The organism is Microbacterium sp. NPDC058021 (genome assembly GCF_042885955.1).
GTDB lineage: Bacteria > Actinomycetota > Actinomycetes > Actinomycetales > Microbacteriaceae > Microbacterium.
This window is the reverse complement of the sequence record NZ_JBHVRF010000003.1, coordinates 19972-33097: the sequence shown is the minus strand read 5'-3', so window position 1 is coordinate 33097 and position 13126 is coordinate 19972. Positions and strand designations below refer to the sequence as shown.

Sequence of the window (13126 nt, the reverse complement as noted above, 5' to 3'; positions counted from 1 at the left end):
GCACTTAATCGTTTAAGTGATAACTTTTCGGCATGCGGGGTGCGAGTCGGCCGACCATCCGTGACGTCGCGCGGGAGGCGGGCGTCTCGACGGCGACCGTGAGCTACGTGCTCAACGAGACGCCGGGCCAGACCATCCGCGACGGCACCCGCGAGCGGGTGCGCGAGGCCGCGACCAGGCTCGGCTATCTGCCGCACGCCGTGGCGCGCACCCTGCGGGAGGGGACGGCGCGGGTCGTCATCTTCAACACCGGCCCGGTCGTGATCGGGGAGAGCCTCAACGGGTTCATCCGCGGCATGGCAGGTGAGCTCCGCGCCCTCGGCCACGCCCTCATCGTGACGACTCCCACCGAGTCGGCCGGAGGTGCGGTACCCCGCGAGGTACTCGACGCGGTCGCCCCGCGGGCAGTGCTGGACCTCGCCTCACTCCTGTCCGACAGCGTCGCCGACGATCGCGTGTCGGGCGAGGTCGGCGGCGCTCATGTGGGATTCGCCTTCCAATCCAGCCAGCAGCTGCGCTACCTGGCCGACCGCGGGCACCGCCAGATCGCGTTCGCCTCGCTCACCCCGGCCACCGAACTCACCCGCATCCGGGAGGCGCAGTCGGCCCGCGCGGCGGACGCACTGGGCCTGGAGCTTTCGATCGTGCGGCTCGACGCCGACGACGATCATGACGCGTGGTGTCGCGAGGTCGACCGGCTTGCGCGGCACACGGCGGTGACGGCCGTGGCCGCGTACGACGACGACGTGGCCATCGCGGTGCTGGCGGCGATGGCGGCGACGGGCCTGAGAGCGCCCGACGACCTCGCCGTCATCGGATTCGACGAAGGCAAGCTGGCCCGGCTGTGGCGGCCGGCGCTGACGACCTTCCGCATCGACGCCGAGAGCTACGGCAGGCGGGCGGCACGCATCGCCCTGGGTCTCGATCCCGGGCATTGGCACCACAGTCCGTCGCAGGTGGTAATCCGCGAGACCGCATAGCCCGCGAGTGAGCATTCGAGCCTGCGAGTGAGTATTCGGGGTCGCGAGTGAGCATTCGGGCCTCCGAGTGAGCATTGGCGACGAGTACGCAATCGGCAGTGCGAGTACTCACTCGGCAGCGCGAATACTCACTCGGCAGCGCGAATACTCACTCGGGAGCGGCGGGGGAACGGGGCGCGACTAGACTTCCGCGAGTGCCCACCGAGTCCCGCCGCCTGCCCGTCTGGGTGGCGTTGGGCGGCGCAGCGCTCATCGGTGTGATGACCGCCGTGCAGGCCAGGGTCAACGGGCAGCTCGGCGTGCGTCTGGAGGACGGCTTCGTCGCCGCCTTCATCTCCTTCGCCTCGGGCCTCGTCCTCCTCACTGTCATCTCGCTCGCCCTGCCGGGCGGCCGCGCCGGCTTCGCGCGGCTGGCATCCGGTGTGCGCGAGCGGCGGATCCCCTTCTGGATGCTGTGCGGCGGCGCCGCGGGAGCCCTCACCGTCGCGACGCAGGGATTGGCCGTCGGCATCATCGGGGTGGCGCTGTTCACCGTCGGGGTCGTGGCCGGTCAGACCATCTGCGGTCTCGTGCTCGACCGGCTCGGCTACGGCCCGTCCGGGGTCGTCGCGGTCACCACCGGGCGCGTGCTCGGCGGCGTGCTCGCCCTCGCCGCCGTCGGCATCGCGCTCACCGGCGGCGCGGTCGATGCGCCCCTGTGGATGCTGGTGCTGCCGTTTGCGGCCGGCGTCGGCATCGCGTGGCAGCAGGCGACCAACGGCCGCCTGCGCCAGCGGGTGGGAACGCCCCTCACCGCGACGCTCGTCAACTTCATCGGCGGATCGCTCTGCCTGCTGATCGCCGCCGGCGTGCACGTCGCCCTGGTCGGCGCCCCCGCGGCGCTGCCGACGGAGCCCTGGCTGTACGTCGGCGGGGCGCTCGGGGTCTTCTACATCTTCCTGTCGGCCGCGCTCGTCGTGCACACCGGAGTGTTGCTGCTCGGCCTCGCCTCGGTGGCCGGCCAGCTGGCGGCATCCGTCGTGCTCGACCTCGTGTGGCCGGCACCGGCGGGACCGGGCACCGGGACGGCGCTGGCGATGGTGGCCGTCGCGCTCGCCTCGGTCGTGGTCGCCGCCGTGCCGTGGCGGCGTCGCCGCGCACGCTGACGCGGGCTAAAGCGCCTTCTTGGGCTGCGGCATCCGACTGACGAACGCCGCGGCGTCGATGACCTTGTCGCGGGATTCGCGGGTGCGCTCGGGCTTGCCGCCGACGTACAGCCAGCCCAGCAGCTCCTCGTTCTTGCGCAGCCCGTGCGCCTTGGCGACGGCCTTCGCGCGGGTGTAGTGGCCGGTGCGCCAGATGACGCCCCACCCCGCCTCGTCCAGCAGCAGGCTGAGGGCATGGGCGACTCCGGATGCCACCGCCTCCTGCTCCCACCGGGGCACCTTGTCGCTCTTGCGGTAGCTGGAGACCACGGCCACCAGCAGCGGAGCGCGCAGCGGCTTGGGGGAGACGCCCTTTTCGCCGGACGCCTTGTTGATCGCCCGGCCGAGCGTCTCGCGGTCGTCGCCGCGCAGCTCGATGAGACGCCAGGGCTTCAATTCCGAGTGGTCGGCGACGCGGCCCGCGGCGCCGACGAGCTCCAGCAGTTCCTCGTGGGAGGGCGCGTGGTCGGTCACCTTCGACAGCGACCGACGGCGCCGCATCGCCTCGAGTGCGCTCACCCGGCATCCTCTGGGGTGAACTGCAGGGCGATCGAGTTCATGCAGTACCGATCCCCCGTGGGGGTGCCGAAGCCGTCGGGGAAGACGTGCCCCAGGTGCGAGCCGCAGTTCGCGCAGCGCACCTCGGTGCGCACCATGCCGTGGGCGTTGTCCTCGACCAGCTCGACAGCCTCGGGGCGCACCGACTCGTAGAAGCTCGGCCACCCGCAGTGCGAATCGAACTTCGTCCCGCTCTGGAACAGCTCCGCACCGCACGCGGCACAGGCGTACAGGCCGGCGCGGCTCTCGTCGAGCAGTTCGCCGGTCCACGGCCGCTCGGTCGCGGCCTCACGCAGCACCGCGTACTGCTCGGGTCCGAGCTCCTCGCGCCACTGCTCGTCGTTCTTGCTCACTGCGTAGGTCATGTTCGACTCCTTCTGTCCCTATTCAACCCGACGCACCGGTGGTGTGTTCCGATCGGGGACAATCGGTGGGTGAGTTCAGAGCCGGATGCCGCGACCGCCGTCCGCGACCGCTTCGCGCGCTTCGCCCGCGACGAGGCGCCGGGGCGATCGGAGCTGTACGGCGCCTGGGCCGCGGGCGTCGCGGCCGACCCTGCCGTGCAGGCGGTGCTCGCCGGCATCCCGGCCTCGCATCGCCAGCCGCCGCTCGTCTTCGCCGTCACCCGCCTGCTCGGCGCGCCCGAAAGCGACTACCCGGCGTGGGCGTCGTGGCTGCTCGCGCACGCCGACGCGGTGGTGGCCGAGTGCGGCAGGCGCAGCGTGCAGACCAACGAGGCGCTGCGGTGCGCCGCCCTGCTGCCGGCGCTCGCCCTCATCGACGGCCCCATCGCCCTGCTCGAGGTCGGCGCCAGCGCCGGGCTGTGCCTCTACCCCGATCGCTACGGCTACCGCTACCACCGTCCCGATGGTGAGGTGCTGGCGCTCGAGCCCGCCGACGGGCCGTCGCCGGTGACGCTGCACTGCGACCTGCGCGGCGAACGGATGCCGCCGCTGGCGCTGCCCCAGGTGATCTGGCGTGCCGGCATCGACCTCGACCCCCTCGACCCGACCGATCCGCAGACGCGCGCCTGGCTCACGGGCCTCGTGTGGCCGGGGGAGGAGGGGCGCGCCGAACGCGTCGGTGCGGCGCTCGACATCGCGGCCGCCGACCCGGCGCTCCTCGTCGCCGGCGACGCTGCGGATGCCATCGCCTCCGTCGCCGCGCTCGCGCCGCCGGAGGCGACGCTCGTGGTGACCACCCCGGGAGTACTGGCGTACCTGCCCTGGGCGCGCCGCCACGAGGCGATCGCCGCGGCCCGCGCCGCAGGCCGCTGGGTCACCATCGACGACCCGCGCCTGCACGAGGGGTGGACGACGCCCGTCGACCCGGATGCCGGGCCAGGGGGCTTCGCCGTCGCGCTCGACGGCGACATCGTGGCCGCCGCGGACCCGCTCGGCGGCTGGCTGGAGTGGCGCGCGGTCGACGCCGCGCCGGCGCGTTAACGTGGAAGGGTGCCCCTGACCCCTCGCGATCGCGCGATCCTCGACTTCGAGTCGGGATGGCCGCGCCACGGTCCGGTGAAGGAGGAGGCGATCCACGCCCACCTCGGCCTGTCGCCGGCGCGGTACTACCAATTGCTCGGCAGACTCATCGACACCCCTGAGGCGCTGGAGTACGACCCGATGATGATCTCCCGGCTGCGGCGCATCCGGGATGCCCGCGAACAGGCACGGCGCGCTCGCGTTGCGATGAGCCCGCGCGTGGCCAGGTAGCATTCCAAAGTGCCGAAAACGACCTACCCGAAGGATCGCTTCGACCAGATTCCGCCCACGAGCGGCCGCGTCGGGGCCCACCGGGCCGAGAACCCCCACATGCGTGGGTGGGTCGTGCTGCTGTGGGCGGCCGTCGCGACGGTCGTGCTCGTGGCCGCGGGAATCTTCGGCACCCTCGTCGTCACCGGCCGCGTGACACTGTTCCCCACCCCCGAGCCCACGGTGGCCGCCCCACCGGTGGTGACCCCCGTGCTCGACACCACGTACGAAGTGCTCGTGCTCAACGCGACCCCCGAGGCGGGTCTGGCCAGCCGCGCCCGCGACGAGATCATCGCCGCCGGGTGGTCGGCCGACCTGGTGCTGGCCGGCGACGCCGGGTCGCAGGACTTCGCCACCACGACGGTGTACTACCCGCTCGCCTCCGACGAGGCGGCCGCGCTCGCGCTGGCCGAGGTGATCGGCGGGGCCGAGGTCGCCCAGAGCGAGGTCTACCAGCCGCTGGACGACCCCGAGGCCCGCCAGCTCGCCGTCGTCCTGGGGTTGGACCGCACCACGGCCGGTGCGGAGACACCGGCATCCTGAGCCTGTGTCGCATCGCCCACGGGCGGTGCCGTGTTACGCGCGTGTGAAGACTTCGGTGCACGCCCGTCAACAGTTGCCGGATTCGCGAATCCGCCCCTGAACTGCTGGTTACGCTGACGACGTCACACAGCAACAGGAGATTCACATGGCACAGGGCACCGTCAAATGGTTCAACGCGGAAAAGGGCTACGGGTTCATCACCGGCGCCGACGGGCAGGACGTGTTCGTCCATTACTCGAACGTCGAGATGGACGGCTTCCGCGTCCTCGAGGAAGGACAGGCCGTGGAGTTCACGGTCGGCTCGGGCCAGAAGGGCCCGCAGGCCGAGACCGTGCGCGTGGTCTGACTCCTCCGCGGGACGTGTGACCGTGTGTGTCGACGCGCCCGGCGTGGCTTGCACTCGCCTGGGGTGAGTGCCAGAATGGCTTAGCACTCACTCCTGTCGAGTGCTAAAGACATTCCTACGTCCGGGAGGGACGCACACACATGGCAAAGATCATCGCTTTCGACGAAGAGGCCCGTCGTGGTCTCGAGCGCGGCCTGAACATCCTGGCCGACGCCGTCAAGGTGACGCTCGGCCCGCGCGGTCGCAACGTCGTGCTTGAGAAGAAGTGGGGCGCTCCCACGATCACCAACGACGGCGTCTCGATCGCCAAGGAGATCGAACTCGACGACCCGTACGAGAAGATCGGTGCCGAGCTCGTCAAGGAGGTCGCCAAGAAGACCGACGACGTCGCGGGCGACGGCACCACCACCGCCACCGTTCTCGCCCAGGCGCTCGTGCGCGAGGGCCTGCGCAACGTCGCCGCCGGCGCCGACCCCATCTCGCTCAAGCGTGGCATCGAGAAGGCCGTCGCGGCCATCACGGCCGAGCTGCTCGACTCCGCCAAGGAGGTCGAGTCCAAGGAGCAGATCGCTGCCACCGCGTCGATCTCGGCTGCTGACGCTTCGATCGGTGAGCTCATCGCCGAGGCGATCGACAAGGTCGGCAAGGAAGGCGTCGTCACCGTCGAGGAGTCGAACACCTTCGGCACCGAGCTCGAGCTCACCGAGGGCATGCGTTTCGACAAGGGGTACATCAACCCCTACTTCGTCACCGACCCCGAGCGCCAGGAAGCGGTCTTCGAGGACCCCTACATCCTCATCGCGAACCAGAAGATCTCGAACATCAAGGACCTTCTGCCGATCGTCGACAAGGTGATCCAGGAGGGCAAGGAGCTCCTCATCATCGCCGAGGACGTCGAGGGTGAAGCCCTCGCGACGCTGGTGCTCAACAAGATCCGCGGCATCTTCAAGTCGGCTGCCGTCAAGGCGCCCGGCTTCGGCGACCGTCGCAAGGCCCAGCTGCAGGACATCGCGATCCTCACCGGTGGTCAGGTCATCACCGAAGAGGTCGGCCTCAAGCTCGAGAACGCCACGACCGACCTGCTCGGCCGTGCGCGCAAGGTCATCATCACCAAGGACGAGACCACCATCGTCGAGGGTGCCGGCGACTCGGCTCAGATCGAGGGTCGCGTGACCCAGATCCGTCGCGAGATCGAGAACACCGACAGCGACTACGACCGCGAGAAGCTCCAGGAGCGTCTCGCCAAGCTCGCCGGTGGCGTTGCCGTCATCAAGGCGGGCGCGGCCACCGAGGTCGAGCTCAAGGAGCGCAAGCACCGCATCGAGGACGCCGTCCGCAACGCGAAGGCTGCCGTCGAAGAGGGTGTCGTCGCCGGTGGTGGCGTTGCCCTGATCCAGGCCGGCAAGAAGGCGCTCGACGCCCTCGAGCTGACCGGTGACGAGGCGACCGGTGCGAACATCGTTCGCGTCGCGATCCAGGCTCCGCTGAAGCAGATCGCCCTCAACGCGGGCCTCGAGCCCGGCGTCGTCGCCAACAAGGTCGCCGAGCTGCCGCTCGGCCACGGCCTGAACGCTGCGACCGGCGAGTACGGTGACCTGTTCGCACAGGGCATCATCGACCCGGCCAAGGTGACCCGCTCGGCGCTGCAGAACGCCGCTTCGATCGCCGGTCTGTTCCTCACGACCGAGGTCGTCGTCGCCGACAAGCCCGAGAAGGCCGCGGCTCCGGCCGGCGACCCGACGGGTGGCATGGACTTCTGATCTGATCAGAATCTGAGCGAAGGGCCCCTCCACGCGGAGGGGCCCTTCGTCTGTTCCGGGTGGGGGTCACCGGAACAGACCCGCGGTCGCGGCTTCGGTCTGCGCGTACTGCTGACCGGCGGTCGCGAGGGCCGTGCTGATGTCGGCGAGGGTCGCCTCCACCTCGCGCTGGGTGGCGCGCCAGCGGTCGATCACCCCCTGGAAACCCAGCGCCGCCCCGCCGGTCCACGAGGACTGCAGCGTCGTGAGCTGGGCGAGCATCGCGGACGTCTCGCCCGCGAGTCGATCGGCGGTGCCGCGAACGGCGGCGGTGGCGGTGAGGACGGCGTCGCTGTCGACGGAGAAGACGGCCATGGTGTGCTCCCTTCCGAGCGGATGCACGCGACGCTACGGCGTCCCGTCGACGCGTGGATGCCGCTCACCCCCCCATCCGGGGATGGATCGGCATCCGATGGCGCGGGGGAGGAGGCGTCAGGCCTCAGGAGGTGACATGCGGGGCAGCGGCTGCGTCTCGATGTCGAGGCTTAGGTCAGGCGGGCGTGGGGACGGCGGCCGTGCGTTTCGGGACGCGCAAGTGCCCCCACTGGACGTCCTTCAATCGCATCGCCTGCTTCTCCACGCCGTGCCACGACAACCACGCCATCAGACCCGCTCCGGCGAGGGTGAGAAGGATGTACAGCCACATCTTCTCCTGCAGGCCTGCGAACCCCAGCACCTGCGCGACCGGCCAGCCGTAGAGATACAGCCCGTACGAGTAGTCGTTCTTGGCGCCGATGTGGTGGAAGAGCCTCGGCAGCGCGGCTCCGGCCCACAGGGTGGCGTAGACGAATGCGGGAATGCCGATCACGTGGAACCCACCGAGCCACAGCGTGGCGATGGCGATCGCCGCCGCGGGGAGTGCGTACCGGCTGCGAAGTGGGATGCTGGCGCTGTAGACGGCGGCGGTGGCCCCGAGCATGAAGACCCAGCCCAGCGTGATCATGCTGTCATCCAGCAATGGCACGTAGACGGTCGCTGCGCCCGGCCGGATGCGCGTGGCGATCTGCATCAGCCCGAACACCCCGGCGATGACCGGGATCATGTACCGGGCGCGGCGGAGCACGCCCCAGGCGGCCAGTGCTCCGATGAGGATGTAGCACATGAGCTCATAGGCGAGGGTCCACAGTGAGCCGTTCACTGCTCCGGCCAACCACGAGACGCTGGGAGAGACACCGAGCGGCTGCGGCGCGAACAGGTCGTGGATGTCCCACTGCTGAACCCACAGCGCAGCGTTGCGGGTGACATAGCTCAGGGGGCCGTTCGGCTCGGCCCAGAACGCGCCCATGTCCCGGCCGGACAGCCCCCAGACGATGGGCGAGATCGCGAAAGCCCCGACGATGAGCGCGACCCAGAAGGCCGGGTACAGTCGCAGCACGCGATGCCAGGCGAAGCGACCGGGCGAGAGCCGGGCGGCCGACTTCGTGACGACGTAGCCGCTGATGCCCAGGAAGCCGAATACGGCGACGCCTCCGATGTGCGCCTGACCGTTCCACCATTGCGAGGTCGGGTCGCCGGCGCGCCCGCCGAGCGGGAAGGCGTGGGAGAAGATGACAGCGGCCGCAAAGGCGAGGCGTAGGGCTCCTAGGGAGTTCTCCCGTCCGTTGAGGCGGCCACGTATCGAGGAGTCTCCAGACAGCACAACGGTGACTCTATCGGTGGTCAGGCCTCGGGAGGTGTCACACGGGGCATGGGCTGCGTCTCGATGTCGAGGTGTTCCGCCGCGTCACGGGTCTGCGCGAGGGGGAACGCCACGCGGAACGTCGCGCCGCCGCCGGGGGTGTCGCCGACGCCGATCGAGCCGTGCAGCGCCTCGACGATCGCCGCGACGATCGACAGACCCAGGCCCGAGCCGCCCGTCTCGCGGGTGCGTGACGTGTCGGCGCGCCAGAAGCGCTGGAAGATCTTGTCGCGGATCTGCGGGGGCACGCCCTCGCCGTGGTCGCTGACGGCGATCCACCCCATGCCGGCTTCGCGGTCCACCCCGACCGACAGCTCGATCGGGGAGTCCTCGGGGCTGTAGCGCCGCGCGTTGCCGAGGAGGTTGGTCACGACCTGGCGAATGCGGTTCTCATCCCCGAGCACCACCGGCGCGAGGACGACAGGCGAGACCGGGCCCGTGGGCACGGGGGTGTTCGGGGTGGGGATGGGGGTCTCGCCCTCCGCCGGGGGCTGCTTCGGGCGGCGGCGCAGCAGCGACAGGGTCGCTCCCGCGAGGCCGCTCGGGGTGCCGGCGGCGCCGCGCTTGCGCTGCGGGTGCGGCTGATCCTGCGTCGCGATGTCCGAGGTCGGCGGCGCGACGTCGCCGACGGCGGTGGTGTCGAGCACGGTGACGGTGCGAAGCGGTGCGGCCGCGCGGGCATCGAGGGCGGCGTCGCGGGCGATGGGGCGCAGATCGACGGGAGCGAACACCAGGTCGCGACGCTCATCGAGCCGGGCGAGGGCGAGGAGGTCCTCCACGAGGACCCCCATGCGGATGGCTTCCTTCTCGATGCGGTCCATCGACTGGGCGACCTGCTCCTCGCCCGAGATGGCGCCCATGCGGTAGAGCTCGGCGTAGCCGCGGACCGTCACGAGGGGCGTGCGCAGCTCGTGACTGGCATCCCCGATGAATCGCCGCATCTGGCGCACCGTGGCATCCCGTTCGGACAGTGCCGCGTCGATGCGTCCGAGCATCGTGTTGATGGCGGCCTTCAGGCGTCCCACCTCGGTCGTGGTCGGCTCGATGTCGGTCATGCGCAGACTGAAGTCGCCCGCCGCGATCGCGTCGGCGGTCGCCTCCACCTGGCCGAGGCTGCGGAAGGTGAGGGTGACGATCCAGCGCACCAGGAAGGCGCTGGCGATGACCGTGATGAGCGCGAGGAAGCTGTAGATGCCGACGAACGACGCGAGGAACCGTTCGTTCGGAGCCGTGGGCAGCGCGACGAGCTGCGTGTAGAAGATGCCGTTCGAGGTGTCCTCGATGCCGACCGCCGCGCGGTAGCCCGCGCCGCCCTCGCTGCTGCGCAGATCGAACACGGTGTTCGGCCCGAAGATCGTGGCCTGTTGCAGCGTGAACGTCTTGGGGAACTCGGGCTCGGGCGCGCCGTTGCCGCCGCCGCTGGTGAGGAACGTGCCGTCGGGGCCGTAGACGGCGACGAAGTACGCGGTCGCGTCGGACTTCACCTCGAAGTCCTCGCCGTCCTCGGTGACCGATCCGGTGAAGACGCTGCTGACGGCATCCGTCACGGCCAGCTGCTGCACCTGGGCGTCGAGGTTCGTCGCCATGGTGTTGCGCAGGAACGCCAGGGTCCCCACTCCCGCGGAGACGAGCCCGATGGCCAGCACCGCGACGGTGACCCCCGTGACCTTGGCGCGCAGGCTCACGCCGCGCCACCACCGGGTCAGCGCGTCGTTCTTTCCTGCATGTGCGGCTAGTGCCACCGGATCACGCGGACTTGCCCGCCTTCAGCATGTAGCCGAAGCCCCGCTTGGTCTGGATGAGGGGCTCGGAGGAGTGCGGGTCGATCTTGCGTCGCAGATAGGAGATGTAGCTCTCCACGATGCCGGCGTCGCCGTTGAAGTCGTACTCCCAGACGTGGTCGAGGATCTGCGCCTTGCTGAGCACCCGGTTCGGGTTGAGCATGAGGTAGCGCAGCAGCTTGAACTCGGTGGGGCTGAGGTCGATCGAGACGTCGCCGACGAGCACGTCGTGGGTGTCCTGGTCCATCGTCAGCTCACCGGCGCGGATGATCGACTCCTCGTCGGCCTGCATCGTGCGGCGCAGGATCGCCTGGATGCGCGCGACGATCTCGTCGAGGCTGAAGGGCTTGGTGACGTAGTCGTCGCCACCGGCGTTGAGGCCGGTGATCTTGTCTTCGGTCTCGTCCTTGGCCGTGAGGAACAGGATCGGCGCGGTGTACCCCGCGCCGCGGAGGCGCTTGGTGACGCTGAAGCCGTTCATGTCGGGCAGCATGACGTCGAGCACGATGAGGTCGGGCTCCTCTTCGAGGACGGCCGAGATGGTCTGGGCGCCGTTGGCGACGGCGCGCACCTGGAAGCCCGCGAAACGCAGGCTCGTGATGAGCAGGTCGCGGATGTTCGGCTCGTCGTCGACGACAAGAATGCGCGGAGCGGTCATGCCCTCATTATGGCCACCGAACCCATGCGCTGTCTGGATGCCGGGCGGAGCGGCCCCGATCGGACTGCTGTGCTGTCGGAATTCAGGCTGTGCCTGCGGCGGGGCGGGCCGGTGGGGGCCGGGCGTTGCCGGTATGCGGAGATCTGCCGAAATGCGGACGGGCGCGGGCCCTGCGTCCGCATCTGGGCGGATCCCCTTGTTTCGGGAGCGTGACGGTCGCGGAGTAGCCGACGGGCCCGGCCGAGCGGCTAGGGAGCCAGAGCGGCATCCACGGCGCGGGCGATCACGGCCTCGACCGGGGCATCGGGGTCCACCGTCATCCGGTGCAGCAGCAGCCCGTCGGCCGTGGCCATGAGGAAGCCGGTCTGCTCCCCGGCGGACGGGCCGCCCAGGTCGTGCAGGATGCCGCGCACCCACGACTCGAACGCCGTCCGCTGCTCGAGCAGCGGCTGCGCGGTCTGCGCGTCGGCCTCCAAGAACAGTGCGTACCGCGCGCGGGTGCGCAACGCCTGGGGGCCGGACTGCACATCGATCATGCGGGTGAGCCCGGCGATGAGGTCGTCGCGCGTGTCGATGCGCGGCATGCCCGCGTCGGTGCGCTCCTCCGCGGCGATCCATTCGATGACGCCGGTGACGAGCGCCGTCCGGGTGCGGAAATGGTTCGACGTCGATCCCGGCGGCAGCGCCGCGGCGGCATCCACCCGCCCGTGCGTGAGGGCGCGGATGCCCTCGCCGCCGACGAGTTCCACGGCGGCCTGCAGTGCGCGTCGTCGGGTGTTGCTCACGGGCCGAGGGTACTACAACGTTTCTAGTGACACGGCACTACGAACGTAGTAACCTGCGGGCAGGGGAAAGGCCCCGCCCCTCGCGGGGCCATCGCGAAAGGAGGCGCGCGATGGATGGGTCGCACGTCGGCAAGCCGTCGGCGGGAACGGTGGCGTGGATGCCGCCGCTGCCGGAAGCTGAAGGGTTCGAGCACGTCGTCGTCGAGACACCGGGGCTGCGAAGTCACGTGGCGATCGTGGGGGAAGGGCCGCCCGTCTTGCTGCTGCACGGCTTCCCGCAGCACTGGTGGCAGTGGCGGCAGGTGGCGCCGGCGATCGCGCGGCACGGCTACCGCGTCATCTGCCCGGACCTGCGCGGAGCGGGGTGGACAGCGGCAGATGCTCCCGGCATCCGTCATGAGACCCGGATGCACGATGTCCTCGCGCTGCTGGATGTGCTTGGCATCGAGCGCGCCGACCTGCTGACGCACGACCTCGGAGCGATCACCGGGATGCACCTGGCCTATGCCCACCCGGAGCGCGTGCGCACGCTCGTGCAGCTCGCGGTGCCGCCCGGTTTCATGAGGTTCACCCCGAAGATCATCCCGGCGTTCCGGCACTACCCGTCGCTGATCATGAGCAGCCCCGACCGGTCGCTGCGGTGGCTCTTCGTTCCGCCGTACACGGTGCGGCCGATGACGGAGGAGATCCTGGACGGCTACCTGCGCGTGGAGGAGCGGCCGGAGGTGCGGCGCGCGGCCCGCGCGGCGGTTCTCGGCATGATCACCCCCGAGTTGCCGCGGTTGGTGGGCACCTACTACAAGCGCCGAAGGCTGCAGCCTCCGACGCTCGTCGCCTTCGGTCGGCGGGATCACCCCTTCACCGAGCCGACGGTGCGCCGCATGTGCCGCGACCACGAACGCGTCGCCGCGCGGTTCGAGCTGGCGTTCGTGGAGGATGCCGCGCACTTCGTCACCGACGACGCGCCGGATGCCGCCGTCGCCCTCGCGCTCGACTGGTTCGAGCGTGGGCCGGCGTAGGGCGCGGGGTGTCGGAACTCAGTCTCAGCGGGCGTGGGCGC

At 70.3% G+C, this 13126-nt stretch carries 15 protein-coding genes; 8 read left to right on the top strand and 7 right to left on the bottom strand.

What is annotated here, in order from left to right; all coding sequences use genetic code 11:
- The first annotated feature begins 32 nt into the window (after window positions 1–32).
- Both ACFVR6_RS06950 and ACFVR6_RS06945 read left to right on the top strand, forming a co-directional pair.
- Window positions 33–980: a LacI family DNA-binding transcriptional regulator gene (locus ACFVR6_RS06950; protein ID WP_386960406.1), complete on the top strand. Its 948-nt coding sequence runs from the start codon at window positions 33–35 to the stop codon at window positions 978–980.
- Between the two features lie 194 nt (window positions 981–1174).
- Window positions 1175–2125: a DMT family transporter gene (locus ACFVR6_RS06945; RefSeq protein ID WP_386960403.1), complete on the top strand. Its 951-nt coding sequence runs from the start codon at window positions 1175–1177 to the stop codon at window positions 2123–2125.
- Between the two features lie 6 nt (window positions 2126–2131).
- Here ACFVR6_RS06945 and ACFVR6_RS06940 read toward each other — a convergent pair whose 3' ends face one another.
- Together ACFVR6_RS06940 and msrB are read right to left on the bottom strand one after the other, a co-directional pair.
- On the bottom strand, window positions 2132–2665 hold the full coding sequence (locus ACFVR6_RS06940) for a nitroreductase family protein (protein WP_386961666.1): 534 nt from the start codon (window positions 2663–2665) through the stop codon (window positions 2132–2134).
- 14 nt (window positions 2666–2679) lie between these two features.
- The gene (gene msrB, locus ACFVR6_RS06935; protein WP_386960400.1) at window positions 2680–3087 is read right to left on the bottom strand and encodes a peptide-methionine (R)-S-oxide reductase MsrB; all 408 of its coding nucleotides are present in this window, start codon (window positions 3085–3087) and stop codon (window positions 2680–2682) included.
- A gap of 69 nt (window positions 3088–3156) precedes the next feature.
- On the opposite strand from msrB, the gene ACFVR6_RS06930 reads away from it, so the two are divergent.
- The 5 genes from ACFVR6_RS06930 (at window position 3157) to groL (ending at window position 7125) form a co-directional block, all read left to right on the top strand.
- Window positions 3157–4167 (top strand): DUF2332 family protein, encoded by a 1011-nt coding sequence (locus ACFVR6_RS06930; RefSeq protein ID WP_386960397.1) that lies wholly within the window; start codon window positions 3157–3159, stop codon window positions 4165–4167.
- Window positions 4168–4176: 9 nt separating this feature from the next.
- Complete coding sequence (locus ACFVR6_RS06925) at window positions 4177–4437, top strand: DUF3263 domain-containing protein (RefSeq protein ID WP_386960395.1); 261 nt, start codon at window positions 4177–4179, stop codon at window positions 4435–4437.
- A 9-nt stretch (window positions 4438–4446) separates the two neighbouring features.
- Window positions 4447–5019: a LytR C-terminal domain-containing protein gene (locus ACFVR6_RS06920; RefSeq protein ID WP_386960392.1), complete on the top strand. Its 573-nt coding sequence runs from the start codon at window positions 4447–4449 to the stop codon at window positions 5017–5019.
- A 145-nt stretch (window positions 5020–5164) separates the two neighbouring features.
- The gene (locus ACFVR6_RS06915; protein ID WP_386960389.1) at window positions 5165–5365 is read left to right on the top strand and encodes a cold-shock protein; all 201 of its coding nucleotides are present in this window, start codon (window positions 5165–5167) and stop codon (window positions 5363–5365) included.
- A 140-nt stretch (window positions 5366–5505) separates the two neighbouring features.
- The gene (gene groL / locus ACFVR6_RS06910) at window positions 5506–7125 is read left to right on the top strand and encodes a chaperonin GroEL (RefSeq protein ID WP_386960386.1); all 1620 of its coding nucleotides are present in this window, start codon (window positions 5506–5508) and stop codon (window positions 7123–7125) included.
- Window positions 7126–7191: 66 nt separating this feature from the next.
- Here the strand turns inward: groL and ACFVR6_RS06905 are convergent, their stop codons facing one another.
- The 5 genes from ACFVR6_RS06905 to ACFVR6_RS06885 all read right to left on the bottom strand — a co-directional run bounded on the left by ACFVR6_RS06905 (window position 7192) and on the right by ACFVR6_RS06885 (window position 12066).
- On the bottom strand, window positions 7192–7479 hold the full coding sequence (locus tag ACFVR6_RS06905; protein ID WP_386960383.1) for a WXG100 family type VII secretion target: 288 nt from the start codon (window positions 7477–7479) through the stop codon (window positions 7192–7194).
- A 175-nt stretch (window positions 7480–7654) separates the two neighbouring features.
- On the bottom strand, window positions 7655–8803 hold the full coding sequence (locus ACFVR6_RS06900; RefSeq protein ID WP_386960380.1) for an acyltransferase family protein: 1149 nt from the start codon (window positions 8801–8803) through the stop codon (window positions 7655–7657).
- A 20-nt stretch (window positions 8804–8823) separates the two neighbouring features.
- On the bottom strand, window positions 8824–10428 hold the full coding sequence (locus ACFVR6_RS06895) for a sensor histidine kinase (RefSeq protein ID WP_386961663.1): 1605 nt from the start codon (window positions 10426–10428) through the stop codon (window positions 8824–8826).
- Between the two features lie 160 nt (window positions 10429–10588).
- Window positions 10589–11281, bottom strand: coding sequence for a response regulator transcription factor (locus tag ACFVR6_RS06890; protein ID WP_257508241.1), 693 nt, complete (start codon window positions 11279–11281; stop codon window positions 10589–10591).
- 248 nt (window positions 11282–11529) lie between these two features.
- Window positions 11530–12066, bottom strand: a complete 537-nt coding sequence (locus tag ACFVR6_RS06885) for a TetR/AcrR family transcriptional regulator (RefSeq protein WP_386960377.1) — start codon at window positions 12064–12066, stop codon at window positions 11530–11532.
- 110 nt (window positions 12067–12176) lie between these two features.
- On the opposite strand from ACFVR6_RS06885, the gene ACFVR6_RS06880 reads away from it, so the two are divergent.
- Entirely contained in the window at window positions 12177–13085 is a 909-nt protein-coding gene (locus ACFVR6_RS06880; protein WP_386960374.1) for an alpha/beta fold hydrolase, read from the top strand.
- The last annotated feature ends 41 nt before the right edge of the window (window positions 13086–13126 follow it).